Raw genomic sequence first — 18,495 nt, forward strand, 5'->3', positions numbered from 1 at the left:
GGGCCCACCCGGTGGTTTTTTACCCCGCCCCGGGGCGGGGGCAGGCCGCGGGGCGCGCCCTGCAGGTGGGGGGGGGGCCCCCCGGGGGGGCCCCCCCCCACCTGGTGGCGCCCCGGCCTACCGGGCCGGGGCGGCCTGGACCTCCTGCAGCGCGGACACCAGGGCGTCGACGTCCTGCACGGTGTTGTAGAGGGCCAGCGAGGCCCGTACCGCGCTCTGCAGGCCGAACGCGGCGAGGGCCGGCTGCGCGCAGTGGTGCCCGGCGCGCACCGCGATGCCCTCCTGGTCGAGCGCCCCGGCGAGGGCGGTCGGGTCGGTGCCCGGGAGCAGGAAGGTCAGCACGCCGATCTTCCCCGGCGCGTCGCCGATCAGCTGCAGCCCGGGCACGGTCGCCAGCGCGCCCATGGCGTACGCGGTGAGCTGCTCCTCGTACGCGGCCGCGGCCGGACGGTCCAGCCCGGACAGGTACCGCAGGGCCGCCCGCAGCCCGGCGACCCCGGCGATGTGGCCGGTGCCCGCCTCCAGCCGGTGCGGGACGGGGGCGTAGGTGGTCTCCTCGAAGCCCACCGAGTCGATCATGTTGCCGCCGCCCTGCCACGGGGGCATGGCCTCCAGCAGCTCGCGCTTGCCGAAGAGCACGCCGATACCGGTCGGGGCGAAGACCTTGTGCCCCGAGAAGGCGTAGAAGTCGGCGTCCAACGCGGCGACGTCCACCGGGAAGTGGCTCACCGCCTGCGCGCCGTCCACCAGGACCCGGGCGCCGTACCGGTGCGCCAGCGCGGTCATCTCGGCCACCGGTGGGACCGTCCCCAGCACGTTCGAGGCGTGGGTGAGCGCGACGAGCTTCGTCCGCGAGCCGAGCAGGTCCCGGTAGGCGTCCTGGTCCAGTCGGCCGTCGGGGAGCAGCGGGATCGGCCGGATCCGCGCCCGGCGCTCCTTGGCGATCAGCTGCCAGGGCACCAGGTTGGAGTGGTGCTCGGCCGCCGAGACCAGGATCTCGTCGCCCACGCCGAGGTTGGCGCGGCCCCAGGACTGCGCCACCAGGTTGACGGCCTCGGTGGTGCCCCGGACGAAGACGATCTCGCCGGCGTCCTGCGTGCCGAGCAGCTTGGCGGCCTCCTCGCGGCCCTCCTCGTAGACCTGGGTGGCCTGCCTGGCGAGGGTGTGCGCACCGCGGTGGACGTTGGAGGTGCCGGTCGAGTAGTGCTCGGCGACCGCCTCGACCACCTGGCGCGGTTTGAGCGTGGTGGCGCCGTTGTCGAGCCAGACCAGCGGGCGGCCGTTCACCTCCCGGTGCAGCTGGGGGAAGTCCCGCCGGACGGCCTCGACGTCGAACCCGCCCGCGGAAGCGTGTGGTGGGGCTGCCGGTGGGGCGGCAGCTGGTGTGGAGAGCGGGGCGGCGGGCGCGGTCCCGGCCGCCGCGTCCGGCTGCGGGGGGATCCAGTACCGGGGACCGCCCGCCGCGTGGGCGAGCGCTTCGGGCACCGGGACCTGTCCCGCCACCGGGCCGGTCGAGTACCGGGCGCCGGGCGGTGGTTGGGCGCCGGGCGGGGGTTGGGCCACCCCGGCGACCCCGGTGCCGCGCCCGAATCCGTCAGGAGTAGTCATGGTAGTTCGACACCTCGACGTTCTGGAGCACGGCGATGGCGTCGTCCACCAGCGCGGCGGCCGAGAAGTAACTGGTCACCAGGTACGAGGTGATGGCCTGCCGGTCGACGCCCATCGCCCGCACCGAGAGGCCCGGCTCGACCTCGTCCGGGACCTTCGACGGGCGCAGGCCCACCACGCCCTGGCGGTCCTCGCCGACCCGCATCAGCAGCACGTTGGTGGTGCCGGGCGCCGAGTTCGCCGAGCCCTTCAGGTCGAGCTTGTCGGAGGGCAGCAGGGGCACGCCGCGCCAGGTCAGGAACGGGCTGCCGAAGAGCTCCACGATCTGCGGCGGCACCCCGCGCCGGGTGCACTCGCGACCGAACGCGGCGATCGCCTTCGGGTGGGCGAGGAAGAAGGCCGGCTGCTTCCAGACCCGGGCGAGCAGCTCGTCCATGTCGTCCGGGGTCGGCGCGCCGTTGCGGGTGCGCACGCGCTGGCCCGGCACGACGTTGTTGAGCAGCCCGTACTCGGGGTGGTTGAGCATCTCCCACTCCTGGCGCTCGCGGAGCGCCTCGGTGGTCAGCCGCAGCTGCGCCTGGACCTGGTCGATCGAGGAGTTGTAGACGTCGGAGACCCGGGTGTGCACCTTGAGGACGGTCTGCGCGATGCTCAACTCGTACTCGCGGGGGCCCTCCTCGTAGTCCACGAAGGTCTCCGGCAGGTAGGGCTCGCCGCTGTGGCCCGAGGTGAGGTCGATCGGGTGCTCGCGGTCGGCGGGCTGCCGGCCGTCGACGTGGAAGGCGTCCAGCTGGGCGCGCAGCGACGGCTCGCGGTCGGCGAGTTCGACGAGCATCCGGCGGTCGAGGGAGAGCACGGTACACGTGCTGACCGCCCTGACCCGGTAGGGCATCGGGGTGCCGCCGGCCCACGCGGTGGCATCGAAGTAGTCGCCGTCGCCGAGGACGGCGAGCAGGGCGTCCGCGCCGTACTCCCCGGTGGCGCGCTTCTCGGCGCGACCGGACGCGAGGATGTGCAGCTGCTCGCCGGGGGCGTCGGCGTCGACGATCATCTCGCCGGGCGCCACCTCGCGCACGACGAAGCCGTCGGCGAGCGCGGTGAGCAGCGGGCTGTCGACCTGGCTGAGGAAGGGCAGTTCGCGCAGGTCCTCGGCGACCACCCGGGAGGTGCTGTCGCCGTCGACGTAGGTGCCGATCAGCCCGTCGCCGAGGATGAACCCCCGGCGCCGGTTGACCCGGTAGACGCCGGCCTCCAGGTCCACCCAGGGCAGGGCGCGCAGCAGGTAGCGGGGGGTGATCCCGAGCATCTGCGGCGCGGTCTTGGTGGTGGTGGCGAGGTTCCTGGCGGCGGAGGTGCTGAGACTCTGCCGGTTCTGCTGACTCTGCTGGACGGACTCGGTCGTCATGGCTGGTCCCTGTTCTGGTCGGGAGAACTGAGTGGACGTCAAATCCACTACGGGGGAGGGGAGATCGGCCTTCACCGATTCACCGGCGACGATTGTTCCGGCCGTTTCGAGGCGGCGTGAGCATGTTCGAAGAGGGGCCATTGGTTCCTGTGCAGAACATCGGTGGTGGGCCCTCATCAAACTCACTCGAACGAATGAACCTATCCATAAGCTGCTGTGAGATGTTCGAAAGTCGGGCTTGGGAAGCGACGGGTCCGGGGCGATTCTGCCGGGCGGGTCGACCACTGTGCGGGGACCGTCCGGACCCTGCCCGGTCATCTGGTCCGCTCGTTGACCTGGGACCAGGGCTCCGACCTGTCCGTCCACGGCCCGGAACACCTGACCGCCGTCGCCGCCGAAGTCAACGGCCGCCCACGCAAAACGCTCGGCTGGGAAACCCCAGCCGAGCGTCTGGCTAAACTCCTCGCAGCCTGAACAACCAACCACGTGTTGCCGCGACCACTGGAAACCGACCTCTCGCTGGGACAGGGCGGGGCCTTTTTCGCGCTATCAGTCGCTCGACGGTGCTATCTGTAGGCGCATTCCCTCATAGACCTCTCTGAGGTCCCGCGCATCGGAAATCTTTCGCACTTCTACTGCTTCGACGACTTCGAGGGCGCGCCAATGGTTAGACGGCGCGACTCGACCGGACAGCATGGCGCGCTGTGCCGAATCACATGCTTCGTCCAATCGATTAGTGGCCACCAGCGAGAGTGCCAGGTCGATATTGGCCGATGCCACCCGGCGAGGCCATTTGCTCACGTCCGCCGAGGGCGAGAGCCGCGAAATTACTTCTCGCGCAAATGCTTCGGCCGCCGGGTCGCCGAGCCATGCAAGTGTGGTCGCCGCGTAGGCGAGTGACTTGGCTGGATCGTATTGGAAATGATGTTCCGGCCGGATCGGAGTGCCCATCGCCGCGGAAAGCTCCTGCACTCGATCTATTGCGGCATAGGTCTCGGTGGAATAGCCCAGGCGTGCAAACGCTCGCCCTTGCTGTGCCAGGGACTGGATTTCGACCGAGCTTCCGGTAGGCGCCAACTGATGGGAGGTCGCACTGAGTTCCACTGCCCTGGAGTAGTCGCCGTCACTGAGAACCCGCCAGGTCAGTTTCAAAGCACCAAGCCTGAATTTCTGAATTATCAGAATGCTGGGCCAGAGTCATCGCCGTTCGCAGCCTCGCCGTTGCTGCGTCTTGCTGATTAAGGTCAATGTGCAGCGTTGCGCCGAGGAGAGAGAACCAGCCACCTATCACGAGTAGCTGCCGGTGCTCGGTGAGAGTCTTTTTTGCATCCATGAGCCTGGCTATATAGAGTCCATATCTCCGCACCTGTCCCAAGAGTTCCTGGGGGGCTACGGTTGGATATTTGGTCGCCAGATCATGAAAAGTCAGCTCAAGCCGTTCAAGCGTTTCCTTGCCTACGTCGCTGGCGGAGACTCTGCGTGCAAGCTCCAACGCTTCGATCTCATCGTCATATTCCAGCGTAACGACGGCGACATTTTCGTCTCGTGAGGGCTTCGGGGCCGCTGGGGCTCGCAGGAGCGAGCCGAGCTCAATCAGCGTTACTCGCAAGACCTTGGCCAGGGCCGGGCGCTGCCAGTCCTGGGGGTCTACCTTTCCGCTCTCCCATCGCGCCACGGTTGAGCGATCCACACCCAGATCCCGGGCCAAGGACTCCTGAGTGAATCCAAGGTCCTTTCGCCTTTCGACAAGGGCCCTGCGCCGCTCTGCCATGCCGCCTCCCGGTGCTTCCGCTTCGGGCCTCGGCCCCGAGGGGCAGCGGCTCACCTTGGAGTAGTCGCTCCGCGGTAAGGTCCGCCCCGGGTGCGGGCCGTCGACTTCAACCGACGATCCAATGCCTTCCCGCACCCCGCCTCGCCTCGCTGGTGAACTCCGGCAGGGCGGGGCCTACTGCCCCCCGCGCTCGCTCGGGTGGGTCACGAAGCTGCCCATGCCGGTACGGGTGATTACCAGGCGGTCAGCCCGGAGCGCAGCAACCGCCTTCCGAACCGTCTTTCGGTCTACGCCGAATTCCTCGGTCAACTCGACCTCGGACAGTTTGTCGTCCGGGTGAAACTCACCGGACTTGACCCGCTCGGCGACGGTCTCGGCGATCTGTTCCCACTTTGAGCGGGTTGGGCTGAACTCGAACACCTCCTGACCGGAGTAATTGTCAAATCCTGTGGATCAGTCGGGTAGTTGTCCGTCGTGATGCCGGGTGGATTCCTTGGATTCCTTGTAGATGCATCCAGGACGCGGCCATCTTGCGCGGATTGCGGATGCGGCTACTCGGAGTTGCCTCTGGTCTGGGCGGGAAGCCACCGCTCGACTTCCGACCAGGCAGGAGGTCCTCCCATCACCCAGTCAAGAGGCCCCTGCGAGCTGTCGAGAGAGCGCCTTGCGGCGTTCACGAATGCGATCTGGCCATGACTTAGAGCTTCATGGACCAGCTGGTACTCGCGGGCGATCTTCGGCTCACGGACGATCAAGACGCATAGTTCTCCGAGTGCTTCGAGGATCGGCCGGACGGCCGCGCTGACCTCCTGGGGGGCGACGAGGCTGAGGGCTACCAGCGCTCCGTTGAACGAGTCCCAGTCGACAGTGTTGGGCCGATTGGCCGTGTACGCCTCCCGGAGGTCGATCTCGGCTTTGGCGTATTCCCGCAGAAACGTGGCGTAGGCCGCCGACCGTGTGTCCAGAACCCTCTGCCGGTCCTGACTCCGCCGCCCCACAAACCCGCCGATCACGATGCCGAGCACCGTGGTGGCCGCACCCAGACCAGTTGTCGCCAAGGTGTCCCAGTCGACCGCCACCCCACACCCTCCTCGATCAACGCCCCCACCCGCAGCTAACCCTACGGGCCTGCCTCCGTTCACCGCCTCGGGATTACTGACCTCGCATAGCCTGCGAGGGCTCGGCCACCTCAGCATTCGAGGACGCCAGCGCCCCGGTGGGTGTTCAGGCTGCGGCGACTTCGTCGCGTTCGACCAGGAGTCCACGCTCGAATCGGGCGCCGGAGCGGACCAGGGCGACGAGGGAGGCTCCAGTGATCGCGCGCCATCGGTCCTGGGCGGACTCGACGAGCTTGAACACCATCGCGAGGGCCGCGGCGGGGCTGTCGGCTCCGCGGGTGACCTTGGTCCGCAGTTTGACCGTGGAGAACGTGGACTCGATGGGGTTCGTGGTCCGCAGGTGGATCCAGTGCTCGGCGGGGAAGTCGTAGAACGCCAGCAGTTCCTCCCGGTCCTCGGTGATCTTCGCGACGGCCTTGGGCCACTTGGCGCCACAAGTCTTCGCGAACGCCTCGATCGCCTTCTCGGCGTGCGCGCGGTCCTCGGCGTTGTAGATCTCCTGCATCGCCTTCGTCGCGCCCGGCTGGGCGGACTTCGGCAGGGTGTTCGTGACATTTCGCGCCTTGTGGACCCAGCAGCGCTGGTGTCGGGCGGCCGGGAACACCTCAGCCAGGGCCTTCCACAACCCCATCGCGCCGTCGCCGATGACCAGCTCGGGGTCGCGCATGCCCCGGCGGCGGCAGTCGCGCAGCAGGTCCGCCCAGGACTCGGTGGACTCCCGCAGCCCCTCGGCCAGCGCGATCAGCTCCTTGGTGCCGTCCAGTCGCACCCCGAGCAGCACCAACACGCAGGAGTGGGCCTGCCCGAGCCGCACCTTGGGGTGAACGCCGTCGGCCTACACGTAGACGAAGTCGCGGTCCGCGAGGTCGCGCTGCTGGAAGGCAGCGTGGTCGTCGTTCCACTGCTTCGTCAGTCGGGTCACCGTGGCCGGCGACAGCCCGGCCGCCGAGCCGAGGAACTGCTCCAGCTCGGGCACGAAGTCCCCCGAGGATAGGCCGTGCAGGTAGAGCAGCGGCAGGACCTCGGAGATCTTCGGGGACTTGCGGCACCACGGGGCCAGGATCTTCGAGGAGAAGCGCTTGCGCTCGCCGGTCTCGTCGTCTACGCGGCGGTCGTTCACCCGGGGCGCGGTGACCTCGACGGACCCTGCCGCGGTCACGACGGTGCGGGGCCGGTGGTGGCCGTTTCGGGCCACCTGGCGGTACCCGAACTCGTCCCGCTAGGCCGCCAACTCGGCTATGTACTGGTTGACTTCCGCCTCCAGCGCGGCGGCGAGCATCCGGCGGGCGCCCTCGCGGACGATCTCGTCGATCAGGGAACCAGTCTCGGTGGAACCGTCGGCATTCACTACGCTGAGCATGGGCGTGCCTTCCCGACCCGCGCTGCAATGCGGGCCTACTCGGTGACCATCACAGGATCAGTCGGGAAGGTACGCCCTCCGCGTCCCCGCCGGGGCTGATCCACAAGTCTTGAGCATTGCGCCCTGACCGTAGCCGTAGGGGCCTACCTACCAGACATAGCCAGGGATGGCCATGGATAGGTATGACAGGTTGAGTGCCGTCGTCAACGAAATGTGCTCTTCGATCACGCGGGCGGCTCCTGCCGCAGTGGGCGGGCCCGTCCGGTGGTGGTTCGGACGGGCCCGCCCGGGTCAGTTGACGTGGACCGCGGGGTTGCCGGGCAGGGTGGTGTCGGTGACGGGGCCGTAGGTGGCGGAGAAGTAGCCGTCGGCGGGGCAGAGGGACGAGCCGCCGCTCCTGGCGAAGTGCTCGGTGCGGAAGGCCAGGCTGTGGGCGGCGTTGTCGGCGTTGCCGGTGAACGCGCCGCTGAGCTGGTAGGTACAGGTGATGGTGTCGAACCAGCTGTTGAGTACGGCGGTGGCCTGGATCGGCCCGGCGGCTGCGCCGGTGAGGGTGACGGGGAGGCCGGGGCCGTCGTCGACGGCGAGGCCGTAGGGGAGGTTGCCGACGGTCAGGCTGCGGACCGAGGTGACGCCGGTGATGTTGCTGGTGCACGAGCCGAAGGTGAGCCCGGTCAGGGACTCGGTCGCCGTGCCGGGCGCCGCCGGGTTGCCCAGCACCTTGGCCGAGAGCTGGGAGGCGGCGCAGGTGACGCCGGTCGTGCTGGTCGCGGTCGAGTAGAAGGTGGCACGGGTGTTCGCGGCGAGCGGTGCGGCGAGCGCGTCGCCCGCCGCGACGGGGGCGCCGCCCGCGCTGCCGGCGGTCAGTACCGGGGTGGCGACGGGCCCCGGCGCCGCGGACGCGGGGACGGCGCCCAGTGCGAGGGCGGCGAGGGTGATGGCGGCGGAGGCGACGGCGGTGAGGCGGTTCAGACGCATGGGAAAGCCTCTTCCTCGGTGAGGGGGGATCGAGAAGGCGAACTTCCACTGCTCCCGGGGGTGGGGGATCGGGGAGCTGACTACGTTGTAGAACCGTGTCCGTGTACCGTCAATACACAGGGCGGAACTTGCTGACTTTTCGTCAGCAGGGCGACGGGGGTGGCGGGGTGTCCGTCCCCGCCGTGCGCGATGCCGTCGCCGGCCCGTCGTCGGTCTGCCGCCGGCTCACCGGGAGGTGACGGCCTGCTCCAGCAGTCCGCGGAGGACGCCCTGCTCCTGCGGGGTGAGGCCGGACAGCGGGGAGCCCAGGGCGAGCAGTTCGAGCAGGCGCTCGCGCAGGGCGGCGCCCTCGGCGGTGAGGACGAGGTGCTTGGCGCGGCGGTCGGTGGGGTGCGGGTGGCGCTCGACCAGGCTCTGCTTCTCCAGCTTGTCGACGACGAAGGTGGTGTTGGAGGGCTCGCAGCTCATGCGCTCGGAGAGCTCCCGCATGGTCATCGGCTCGCTCATCTCCCGCAGTGCGGTCGCCTGGGGCGCGGTGAGGCCCAGGGAGGCGGCGCGCTCGCGGACGTGCTCGGCGATCCGCTGGGCCAGTCCGTTCACCAGACCGCACAGCTGTCGCTCGGCGATGGCCTGCGGCTCGGGGGACGTCGTCATGCCATCACTCTAGCAAATCCGTCAAGACAAAATAATTGCAGCTTGAATGATTCGAACTTGATGCTTATGGTTGGCGTCGTCGCCGGGGGAAGCGCCCGGCGGCGACCGGATGACGACTCACAGGAGAGATCTCATGGCTGACTTGACGGTGGTTCAGGACGGACGACTGCGCCGGCCGGCGGGAATCCGCTCGATACGGCTGGGCGAAACGAAGGTGTCGTACGTGCCGGACGGCGATGTCCGGATGCGGCCGCTGCCGCTGCTCCAGGACACCACCGACGAGGTGTGGGCCGCGCATCCGGAGTACCTGGACGCCACGGGGCACCTGGTGGGGAGCGTCGGCGGTCTGCTGGTCGAGCACGGCGGCCGCGCGCTGCTGATCGACGCGGGCTTCGGCCCGCAGAGGCTGGCGGCCGAGGAGGGACCCCTCGGCGTGATCCACGGCGGTGCGCTCCTGCAGAGCCTGGCCGAACTCGGCCGCCGCCCCGAGGACATCGAGGCCGTGGCCTTCACCCACCTCCACTCCGACCACCTCGGCTGGGCCTGCGATCCCGCCCCCGGCAGCGACCGGCCCGCGTTCGCGCACGCCGACTACCTGGTCGCCGAGCCGGAGTGGGAGCGGCGCGACATCCTGGTGGACCAGGGCATGACCGCGCAGGTCGCGGCCCTCGAACCGCGCGTACGCACGATCACGGACGGCCAGGAGGTCTTCCCCGGTGTGCACGTGCGGATCACCCCCGGCCACACCGTCGGGCACGCCGAGTACGTCATCACCGGGGGCGGACGGCGGCTGATCGCCTTCGGCGACGCCGTCCACTCGCCGATCCAGATCGACCACCCCGAGTGGTCCTCGGCCTTCGACCGCGACCTCGTCCGGACCGCCGAGCACCGCCGCCGCCTCGTCGCCGAGCTGGCGGAGCCCGGCACGATCGGCTTCGGCGTCCACTTCGCCGACGTGGTGTTCGGACACGTCCGGCAGGACGGCGACGGCCCGGCCTGGAAGCCCCTGGACGCCTGACCCCCGGGCCGTGCCGGGCGGCTGTGCCGTGCCACGCGGGCTGCGCCCGGCACGACACCGCCCGGCACGACACCGCCCGGCACGAAGCCGCCCGGCACGAAACCGCCCGGCTGTCCTCAGTCCATCAGCTCGGGCGCGAAGTAGTCGCGCAGCCGAGCGATCCTCCCGTCGCGGATGCGGAAGATCTGCACCAGCGAGACGGTCACGTCGTCCGCGTCCCCGTCCCCGTCGAAGACCGTGTCGATCTCGGCGATGAACACGTCGGGGTCCGAGGTGGTGTGCAGCACGAATCCGGTCTTCTCGAGGTTCGGCGGGCGGGCGCCCTCCGCCGGTCGCGCGTAGTACGCCGCCATCGCCTTGCGGATCTCCTCCCGGCCCACCAGCCTCCGGGGGAAGGCGGCACCGTCGGACAGGAGCGGCATCTCGATGACACCGTCCTCGGTGAAGTTCTCGGCCAGCGCGTCGGCGTTCCGGGACAGGGAACCGGCGTGGACGTAGCTCTGGAAGATCTCCTGCGGCGTTCGGGACACGGCGGCCTCCCTGGACTCGGACACGGGAAACCACCCAATCACGGCGGCGACCGCGGGGAGGCGGCTTCCGGGACAACGCCTCGCCCGGCCGTGCCCCGGGCGGCGGCCAGACGGGTCCGGTCGGCGTGGCCTCGCGACGGCCGGGGAAGGTGGGCAGGATGGGAGGGACGGGGGCCGCCCGCGGTCGATGCGAGGTGCAGACAGCCGATGCCCGAGGACGCCCCGCCGCCCGCGCCGCCACCCCGCGGCCCGGTCGAGGCGCTGCGCCGGGCCGCCGGCGGGCTGCGCGGCGGAAGCGGGACGGCGGCCGTCACCGCCCGGCGGGCCCTGCGGGTCACGCTGGCCGCCTCCACCGGGTTCCTCGTCTGCCTCTACGGCCTCGACCAGCCGGTCGCCGCGCTCTACGCACTGTTCTCCTCGGTCGCGATGGCGGCGCTGTCGCGCATCCCCGGGACCGGCCGGCAGCGGGCCGAGGTGCTGGCCCGGGTGCTGCCGGCCGCCTGGGTGCTGGTGGCCGCCGGCACCGCCCTCGCGGTCCGGACCTGGACGGCCGTCGCGGGCATGCTGGTGGTCGGCTTCGTCCTGGCCTTCGCCGCCGTGGCCGGACCGCGCCTCGGCGGCGCCGCCCCCGGTCTGCAACTGATGTACATCCTCCCGTGCTTCCCCCCGTACGCGCCGGACGACCTGGCGGCCCGGCTGGCCGGGACGGCGGTCGGGTTCGTGCTGCTCATCGCCGCCGAGGCGGCGCTGCTGCCCGACCCGCGGGCCCGGCCGTACCGGCTGCTCACCGCGGACGCCGCCGCCACCGCCGCCCGGACGGCGGCCGAGCTGGCCCGCACCCCGGGCCCGGTGTCCGGCGCGCTGGCGCGGACGGCGGCCGGGGCCGGTGACTCGCTGCGCGCCAGGAGGGTCCCCGCGGCGGAGCGCCCGGCCGGTCCGGGCCTGCGGGACCGCGCCCAGGCCCACGCCGGCTGGGCGGCCCGCGCCCTGCTCGCGCGGCTCACCGCCGCGCCCCGGCTGCCGGCCGGAGCCGGACCGGTACCGGCGGCCGAGGCCCGGCTGCTGGCGGAGGTCGGCCGGAGCGCCGGGCGGACGGCACGCCTGCTGGCCACCGGCGAGGAGCCGGCCCCGCAGCGCCTGGAGGGCCTGCTCCGGGAGTTCCGAAGCGCGCCGGCGGACCTGTCGGCCGGAGACGCCGGGGCCGTCGGCGGCGCGGACGGCGTGACCGCCGCGCTGCGCCGTCGCGCGGCCCTCGCGGAGGCCGGCGAGGCGGCGGTGGTGCTGTCGACGGCGGCCCGCCTCGCCGTGGGCGGCCGGGAGGCGGTGCGGGCCGGGTGGGTCCGGGGGACGGCCTTCGACTACGCGGGGCTGAGCGCCGGCCGGCTGTACTGGCGCCGGATCGTCGGGCATGTCAGCCCCCGGTCGGTGTACTTCCAGAACGCGCTGCGGATCAGCCTGGCCCTGGCGGTGGCCCGGGCGGTCGCGGGCGTGGTCTCGCTCCCGCACGGCTTCTGGGCGATGCTGGCCGCGCTCAGCCTGACCCGGACCACGGTCGTGCAGACCGGGCGGACCATCCGCCTCGCGCTCACCGGGACCCTGGTCGGGGCCTTCGCGGCCGCGGTGCTGCTGGAGGCGGTCGGCCGCCACGGCGTGGTGTACGCGGCGCTGCTGCCGCCCCTGATGGCGCTGACCTTCTTCTTCGGGCCGCTGCTCGGGGTCGGCTGGGCGCAGGCGCTGTTCACGGTGGTGGTGGCCACGGTCTTCGCCCAGCTGGCCCCGGCCGACTGGCAGCTCGCGGAGATCCGTCTACTCGACGTCCTCACCGGCAGCCTGATCGGCCTGGTGTGCGGCCTGTTCGCCTGGCCGCACGGGGCGCGGACGGCGCTGCGGCGGGACGCGGCGATGCTGCTCGACGCCATCGCGGGGACGGTGTCGGCCACCACCGAGGCCCTCGCGTGGCCCGCTGCCTCCGCGTCGTACGGCGAACCGCGCCCGCCCGGAGCGGCGGCCCCGAGCGCGGCGCTGGCCCGCGCCCTGCCGGTCGTGGAGTCGGCGTACGCGCAGTTCCAGGAGGAGCCGCAACCGGCGGCCGACCTGCCCGGGGAGGACTGGCAGGCGGCCCTGATCGCCGGCCACCACGCCAGACGTGGCAGCGCCCGCCTGCTGGACCGGCCGCCGCCGCCCCGGCTGGACCCGGTCGAGCGGGCGTGGCTGCTGCGGTCCGGCGAGCGACTGGCCGGGGCGTACACGGCGATGGCGGCGTGGCTGGCGGACGGCCGCGGGCCGCGGCCGGTGCCGCAGCCGGTGCCGGTGCGGACGCCGCCGGGGACGTCACCACCGGGAGCGGGCGCCGCCGCGTGGTTCGGCCGCCCGGAGCCGCCGCCCGGGCGCCGGCCGGTCCTGTACGACGTGGCGGCCTGGCTCGAAGGCCTGGCCCACGACCTCGCGCGCCTGGACCCGGCCCCCGACCCGGGCCCGGACCCGGATTCTGGCCCTGGCACCGGCCCTGGCACCGGCCCTGGCACCGGCCCGGATTCGGGCCCCGACCCGGCCGGGCCGCCGCCGTCGCCGCTGCCGACGACCTGAGCGTTCGGGCGATCCGCCGGACGGATGACATCCCGCCACCGCCACGCGGCGTTGCGCCACGCCGGGGCACCACCCGGGCAGGGTCGACGGGTGGACCGGGCGGAGCCCGGCGGGCCCGGTCGGACGGCCGGGGCACCGCGCGTGGAGCCCGGTCCGACCACCAGGCGCGCGGCCCCGGGTGCCGGGACGCCCGAAGGACGGAAGGACGGAACGGATGGCAAGCCAGCAGCCCGATCGCACCCCGGAGGGCGCCGCGCCCGTCGCGGCCAGCCAGTCGCTGACGCTCGCGGCCATGCTGTTCGCGGTCTCGATGACCTTCATCGACCAGACGATCGTCTCGATCGCCGCGCCCGACATCATTCGCGAGCTGGGCCTGTCGGCCGTCGGCATGCAGTGGGTGGTCAACGCCTACCTGCTGTCGCTCGCCGCGTTCTTCGCCCTCGGCGGCCGGCTCGCGGACGTCCTCGGCCACAAGCGGATGATGCTGGTCGGGACGCTCACCTTCGTGATCTCCTCCGCGCTGTGCGGCGCGGTGCCGTCCGGCGGGGCCGCCGAGGCCTGGCTGATCTGCTTCCGGGCGGTGCAGGGCCTCGGTGCGGCACTGATGTTCCCGGCGGCGCTCGCGGTGGTGGTGGAGGTGTTCCCGGTCGAGCGGCGCGGCCGGGCGCTGGCGCTGTTCTTCGGGGTGGCCGGCGGCCTGACGGCGCTCGGCCCGATCCTCGGCGGCTGGCTGACCACGTGGACCTGGCGGGCGATCTTCTGGGTCAACGTGCCGGTGGCGGTCGTCGCGGTGGTGCTGACGGTGCTGGCCCGGATCCGCAACACCCCCCGCCGCGAGCCGGTCGACTGGACGGGCGCGGTCCTGGTGGCCGTCGGCATGGGACTGAGCGTGCTCGGCCTGCAGCAGGCGGCGGCCTGGGGCTGGGGCAGCTGGGCGACCTGGCTGTGCATCATCGGCGGGCTGGCGGTGCTGGCGGTGTTCGTCATGGTCGAGCTGCGCACCGAGCACCCGCTGATCAAGATGCGGGTCTTCGCCGACCGCGCCTTCGCGGTGGACAACGCCGTGCTGTTCTTCGCCATGATCGCCTTCGTCCCGGTGTTCTTCTTCGCCTCCGTCTACGCCCAGGTGGCACTGGACCAGTCGCCCAACGAGGCGGCCCTCTACCTGCTGGTCTTCTTCCTCGGCTTCGCCCCCGGCTCGCAGCTCGGCGGGCGGATGCTGGACCGGCGCGGGGCGCGCCCGCCGATGGTGCTGGGCACGGCGCTGTCCGCGGTCGGCTTCGCGCTCTGGGCCTCGAAGATCACCGACCTGTCGCTCAACGCCCAGTGGCCGTACATCGTGATGGCGGGCGCGGGGATCGGGCTCCTGCTGACGCCCGCCTCGACGGACGCCGTCAACCGCTCGATCAACGCCTCCTACGGCGAGGTCACCGGGATCACCCAGACCGTGCGCAACTACTCGGCGAGCCTGGGCCTGGCCGTGCTGGGCACCGTCCTGCTGCACAACACGACCAGGAACGTGCAGAACACCCTGATCGCCAACGGCGTCCCCGAGGACGCCGCGCCCGGCGTCGCCGACACCGTCACCCAGGGCATCACCGGCCACGGCGCGGGCGGCCAGACCCCCACCGGCATCGGGTCCAACCTGCTGGACGCGATCCGGCAGGACTTCGCGGAGGCGAACGGGCCCGTGCTGTACGGCATGGCGGCGGCCCTCGCGGTCGCCTTCCTGTGCGCCCTGCGGCACCCCGGGACGCGGGTCACCGCGGAGGCCGCCCCGGCCGCGGACACCACCAGCCGCCAGGTCGACGGGCCGGCCTGACCGGTCCGGGGCGCTGCCCGCCCGCCCCGCTGTTCCGGCGCTGCCCGGCGACCGCGGGTGCGCCGCCCCCGAGCGGGGTGGCGCACCCGCGGAGGGCCCGGGGTCAGGGGGTGGTGCGGCGGAGCAGGTAGGTGTCCATGATCCAGCCCTTGCGGGCGCGGGCCTCGTCCCGGAGGTCGCGGATGCGGGGGGCGGCCTCGGAGAGGGGGCCGGCGGTGAGGATCTCGTCGGGGGTCCCGAGGTAGGCGCCGTAGAGGATCTCCACGCCGTCGGGGTCGATCCCGGCGAAGGCGGCCTGGCCGTCGAGCATCACCACCACGTCGTCGACGCCCTCGGGCAGGCCCTCGGCGAGACGGCGGCCGGTGGTGATCTGCAGGGGGCGGCCGACCCGGGTCAGGGTGGTGCGGTGGCGGGCGGCGAGTGCGGAGACGCTGCTGATGCCCGGGATGACCTCGTACCCGAAGGACGTGTCGCCGCGCGCCAGCACCTCGTCCACCACGGCGATCACGCTGTCGTAGAGGCTCGGGTCGCCCCAGACCAGGAAGGCGCCGGTCTCGTCGGGGCCGAGGTGCTCGGCGATCAGCTGCTCGACCAGGTCCGCCCGGCGGTGGCGCCAGTCGTCCACGGCCGCCGTGTAGGCGGGGGTGGTGCGGTCCCGCTCGGCGTCGGGGACCCCGACCACCCGGTGGCCGGGGCGGCCGTGCTCGGTCAGGATCTGCCGGCGGAGCCGGATCATGTCCTGGCGTTCCTCGGTCTTGTCGAGGATGAAGAAGACGTCGGTGCGGGCGAGGGCCTTGGCCGCCTGCAGGGTCAGGTGGTCGGGGTCGCCGGCCCCGATGCCGATGACGAGGATGTGCTGCATGGCAGTGATTGTGCCGTCTGTCCGGATCACGTGTCGCAGCGCCCCTCAGCCGGGCGGCAGGGCGCGCCGGCCGGGGCCGGTGTAGGCGCCGAGCGGGCGGATCAGCACGTTGGTCCCGAGCTGCTCGGTGATGTGGGCGGTCCAGCCGGTGATCCGGCTCGGCACGCCGGTGCCCCGGCCCTCCGCGACGGAGGCCGGGGCACCGGTGGATCAGGGCCGGGCTACCCGGCCCGGTGGGGGTGGAAGCCGCGTCCGGTCTTGCGGCCGAGCAGCCCCGCCTCGACCATCCGGGACAGCAGCGGCGGCGGCGCGTAGAGCGGCTCCTTGTACTCCTCGTACAGGGACTGCGCGATCGCCAGCACGGTGTCCAGTCCGATCAGGTCGGCGAGTTGCAGCGGTCCCATCGGGTGGGCGCAGCCGTGGACCATGCCGTCGTCGATGTCGGCGGCGGTGGCGTGGCCGGCCTCGGCCATCCGGATTGCCGACAGCAGGTACGGCACCAGCAGGGCGTTGACGACGAACCCCGCCCGGTCGCGGGAGCGGATGACGTGCTTGCCGAGGGTGTCCCCGGCGAAGCCCTCCACCCGGTCGAGGACGGCCGGGTCGGTGTGCAGCGAGGACACCAGCTCCACCAGCGGCATGACCGGCGCGGGGTTGAAGAAGTGCAGGCCCAGCACGTGCGAGGCGCGCGAGGTGGCGATGGCGAGGCGGGTGACGGGGATCGCGGAGGTGTTGGTGGCGAGGACGGCCTGCTCGTCGGCGAGGACCTTGTCCAGGGTGGCGAGCACGTCCGTCTTGACCCGCTCGTCCTCGACCACCGCCTCCACCACCAGCTGACGGTCGGCCAGCGCCTCCAGGTCGTCGGCGAACAGCAGGTGGGCCCACGCGTCCTCGCGCCCGCCCGGGCTGAGCCGGTCCCGGTCGACCGCGTGGTGCAGCGAGCGGTCGATCCGGGCGCGGGCCGCGCGCAGCGCGTCCGGGCTCCGCTCGCAGACGACGGTGTCCAGCCCGGCGCGGGCGAAGACCTCGGCGATGCCGGAGCCCATCTGCCCCGCGCCGACCACCGCCACCCGACGGATCTCGTTCATGGCACTCTTCTCCTTGCTGGGGGTCGGCCGGGGCCGGATCTCCGGCGTGCGGCTCAGGCCGCTGTGGTGCGGACGCGGACCAGGTGGCGGGCGTAGGCGTCGACGGTGAGGAAGGCCGGGAGCCGGTCGCCGAGCGCGGTCTCCTCCAGGATGCGGACGGCGGCGTCGACGGTCTGCGGGTCGTTGCCCTGCTGCTGCAGGACCGTGCGCTCCTGGGTGATCAGCGCCCGGACCAGCTCGGGGGTGACGGCGTCGCCGCCGACCAGGCGGGAACGGTGGTGCAGCCACTGCCAGATCTGGCAGCGGGCGATCTCCGCGGTGGCGACGTCCTCCATCAGCCCGAAGACGGCGACCGCCCCGGAGCCGTTCAGCCAGGCGACCAGGTAGCGCAGCGCTACGGCGATGTTGGAGCGCAGACCGGTCGGGGTCGGGTTGCCGAAGGTGCGGTGGACGGCGAGCAGGTCGGCGGCGGTCACCGCGACATCCTCGCGGGTCCGGTCGAGCTGGTGCGGACGCGAGCCGAGCGCCTGGTCGAAGACCTCGCGGCAGGTGGCGACCAGGCCGGGGTGGGCGACCCAGGAGCCGTCGAAGCCGTCGCCGGCCTCGCGCTCCTTGTCCAGGCGGACCTTGGCGAGGGCCGCGGCGGTGGCCTCCGGGTCCTTGCCGGGGACGGCCGCGGCCATCCCGCCGATGGCGTGGGCGCCGCGCCGGTGGCAGGTGCGCACCAGCAGCTCGGTGTAGGCGCGCAGGAACGGCTGCGTCATGGTGACCTGCGCGCGGTCCGGCAGCACGTAGTTGCGCCCGTGCGCGGCGAAGTTCTTGATCAGGCTGAAGAGGTAGTCCCAGCGGCCGGCGTTGAGCCCGGCGGCGTGCTCGCGCAGCTCGTAGAGGATCTCGTCCATCTCGAACGCGGCGGTGACGGTCTCGATCAGCACCGTCGCCCGGACGGTGCCGTGCGCAATGCCCAACTCGCCCTGGGCGAAGGTGAAGACGTCGTTCCACAGGCGCGCTTCGAGGTGGTTCTCCAGCTTGGGCAGGTAGAAGTACGGTCCGCCGCCCCGCTCGATCTGCCGCCGCCCGCAGTGGAACAGGTAGAGGCCGAAGTCGACCAGGGCGGCGGCCATCGGGCGGCCGTCGACCAGCAGGTGCTGCTCGGGCAGGTGCCAGCCGCGCGGGCGGACCACGATGGTGGCGGGGGAGTCGCCGACCCGGTAGCGCCGTCCCTGCGGGGTGGTCTCGTCGATCCGGCCCTCGATCGCGTCGAGCAGGTTGAGCTGGCCGGAGACGATGTTGTGCCAGGTGGGGGAGGTGGCGTCCTCGAAGTCGGCGAGCCAGACCCGGGCACCGGAGTTGAGCGCGTTGACGGTCATCCGGCGCTCCGGCGGGCCGGTGATCTCCACCCGGCGGTCGTGCAGGCCGGGGCCGGCGCCGGCCACCCGCCAGCTGTCGTCCGCCCGGACGGCGCGGGTCTCCGGGAGGAAGTCCAGGGTGCCGGTGGCGGCGAGGACGGCGGCCCGGCGCTCGCGTTCGGCGAGGAGCCCGGTGCGGCGGCCCTCGAAGGCGGCGTCCAGACGGGCGAGGAAGTCCAGGGCCTCGGGGGTCAGGATCTCCTCGAAGCGGTCCTCGTGGCCGCCGAGGACGGTGATGCGGCTGGTCGGGGTCATCTGCGGTCTCCAGGAGGCGGGGCCCGGGGCT

At 72.2% G+C, this 18,495-nt stretch carries 16 protein-coding genes and 1 pseudogene; 4 read left to right on the top strand and 13 right to left on the bottom strand.

The genetic code is table 11. The features are described from left to right. Nucleotides 1-117 precede the first annotated feature (117 nt). Entirely contained in the window at nt 118-1,608 is a 1,491-nt protein-coding gene (locus ACFVVX_RS32270; RefSeq protein WP_387950847.1) for a SufS family cysteine desulfurase, read from the bottom strand. Then, nucleotides 1,595-3,013 (bottom strand): family 2B encapsulin nanocompartment shell protein, encoded by a 1,419-nt coding sequence (locus tag ACFVVX_RS32275; RefSeq protein WP_387950849.1) that lies wholly within the window; start codon nt 3,011-3,013, stop codon nt 1,595-1,597. The genes ACFVVX_RS32270 and ACFVVX_RS32275 overlap by 14 nt, the downstream gene beginning before the upstream one ends. A gap of 330 nt (nt 3,014-3,343) precedes the next feature. Here ACFVVX_RS32275 and ACFVVX_RS32280 point away from each other — a divergent pair, with 330 nt between their 5' ends. Further along, nucleotides 3,344-3,487 carry a hypothetical protein gene (locus ACFVVX_RS32280; RefSeq protein ID WP_387950961.1) on the top strand — a complete coding sequence of 48 codons (144 nt, stop codon included), beginning with the start codon at nt 3,344-3,346 and terminating at the stop codon, nt 3,485-3,487. Between the two features lie 75 nt (nt 3,488-3,562). On the opposite strand, the gene ACFVVX_RS32285 is transcribed toward ACFVVX_RS32280, so the two are convergent. The 7 genes and pseudogenes from ACFVVX_RS32285 to ACFVVX_RS32315 all read right to left on the bottom strand — a co-directional run bounded on the left by ACFVVX_RS32285 (nt 3,563) and on the right by ACFVVX_RS32315 (nt 8,894). Then, nucleotides 3,563-4,165, bottom strand: a complete 603-nt coding sequence (locus tag ACFVVX_RS32285; RefSeq protein WP_387950851.1) for a hypothetical protein — start codon at nt 4,163-4,165, stop codon at nt 3,563-3,565. After that, on the bottom strand, nt 4,137-4,703 hold the full coding sequence (locus tag ACFVVX_RS32290; RefSeq protein ID WP_387950853.1) for a hypothetical protein: 567 nt from the start codon (nt 4,701-4,703) through the stop codon (nt 4,137-4,139). The genes ACFVVX_RS32285 and ACFVVX_RS32290 overlap by 29 nt, the downstream gene beginning before the upstream one ends. Before the next feature lie 255 nt (nt 4,704-4,958). Next, on the bottom strand, nt 4,959-5,204 hold the full coding sequence (locus ACFVVX_RS32295) for a winged helix-turn-helix domain-containing protein (protein WP_387950854.1): 246 nt from the start codon (nt 5,202-5,204) through the stop codon (nt 4,959-4,961). Nucleotides 5,205-5,335: 131 nt separating this feature from the next. Continuing rightward, complete coding sequence (locus ACFVVX_RS32300; protein WP_387950856.1) at nt 5,336-5,863, bottom strand: hypothetical protein; 528 nt, start codon at nt 5,861-5,863, stop codon at nt 5,336-5,338. Nucleotides 5,864-6,008: 145 nt separating this feature from the next. Next, nucleotides 6,009-7,262 (bottom strand): annotated as a pseudogene (locus ACFVVX_RS32305) (IS256 family transposase). Between the two features lie 291 nt (nt 7,263-7,553). After that, nucleotides 7,554-8,240: a Tat pathway signal sequence domain protein gene (locus ACFVVX_RS32310; RefSeq protein ID WP_387950857.1), complete on the bottom strand. Its 687-nt coding sequence runs from the start codon at nt 8,238-8,240 to the stop codon at nt 7,554-7,556. Nucleotides 8,241-8,465: 225 nt separating this feature from the next. Further along, nucleotides 8,466-8,894: a MarR family winged helix-turn-helix transcriptional regulator gene (locus ACFVVX_RS32315; protein ID WP_387950859.1), complete on the bottom strand. Its 429-nt coding sequence runs from the start codon at nt 8,892-8,894 to the stop codon at nt 8,466-8,468. A 133-nt stretch (nt 8,895-9,027) separates the two neighbouring features. On the opposite strand from ACFVVX_RS32315, the gene ACFVVX_RS32320 reads away from it, so the two are divergent. Then, nucleotides 9,028-9,912: an MBL fold metallo-hydrolase gene (locus ACFVVX_RS32320; RefSeq protein WP_387950861.1), complete on the top strand. Its 885-nt coding sequence runs from the start codon at nt 9,028-9,030 to the stop codon at nt 9,910-9,912. 116 nt (nt 9,913-10,028) lie between these two features. Here the strand turns inward: ACFVVX_RS32320 and ACFVVX_RS32325 are convergent, their stop codons facing one another. Further along, on the bottom strand, nt 10,029-10,442 hold the full coding sequence (locus ACFVVX_RS32325; RefSeq protein ID WP_387950863.1) for a nuclear transport factor 2 family protein: 414 nt from the start codon (nt 10,440-10,442) through the stop codon (nt 10,029-10,031). Between the two features lie 207 nt (nt 10,443-10,649). Between ACFVVX_RS32325 and ACFVVX_RS32330 the strand changes: the two genes are divergently transcribed. Both ACFVVX_RS32330 and ACFVVX_RS32335 read left to right on the top strand, forming a co-directional pair. Beyond that, a complete protein-coding gene (locus ACFVVX_RS32330; protein WP_387950865.1) occupies nt 10,650-13,028 on the top strand; it encodes an FUSC family protein in 2,379 nt (792 codons plus the stop codon). A gap of 214 nt (nt 13,029-13,242) precedes the next feature. Then, nucleotides 13,243-14,850 carry an MFS transporter gene (locus ACFVVX_RS32335; protein WP_387950866.1) on the top strand — a complete coding sequence of 536 codons (1,608 nt, stop codon included), beginning with the start codon at nt 13,243-13,245 and terminating at the stop codon, nt 14,848-14,850. A gap of 103 nt (nt 14,851-14,953) precedes the next feature. Here the strand turns inward: ACFVVX_RS32335 and cobF are convergent, their stop codons facing one another. The 3 genes from cobF to aceB form a co-directional block, all read right to left on the bottom strand. After that, nucleotides 14,954-15,712 carry a precorrin-6A synthase (deacetylating) gene (cobF, locus tag ACFVVX_RS32340; protein ID WP_387950868.1) on the bottom strand — a complete coding sequence of 253 codons (759 nt, stop codon included), beginning with the start codon at nt 15,710-15,712 and terminating at the stop codon, nt 14,954-14,956. 221 nt (nt 15,713-15,933) lie between these two features. Next, entirely contained in the window at nt 15,934-16,800 is an 867-nt protein-coding gene (locus ACFVVX_RS32345) for a 3-hydroxybutyryl-CoA dehydrogenase (RefSeq protein WP_387950870.1), read from the bottom strand. Nucleotides 16,801-16,853: 53 nt separating this feature from the next. Beyond that, entirely contained in the window at nt 16,854-18,464 is a 1,611-nt protein-coding gene (aceB, locus tag ACFVVX_RS32350) for a malate synthase A (protein ID WP_387950871.1), read from the bottom strand. Nucleotides 18,465-18,495 lie beyond the last annotated feature (31 nt).

It is taken from the genome of Kitasatospora sp. NPDC058170, from assembly GCF_042883905.1.
In the GTDB taxonomy this organism is placed as follows: domain Bacteria; phylum Actinomycetota; class Actinomycetes; order Streptomycetales; family Streptomycetaceae; genus Kitasatospora.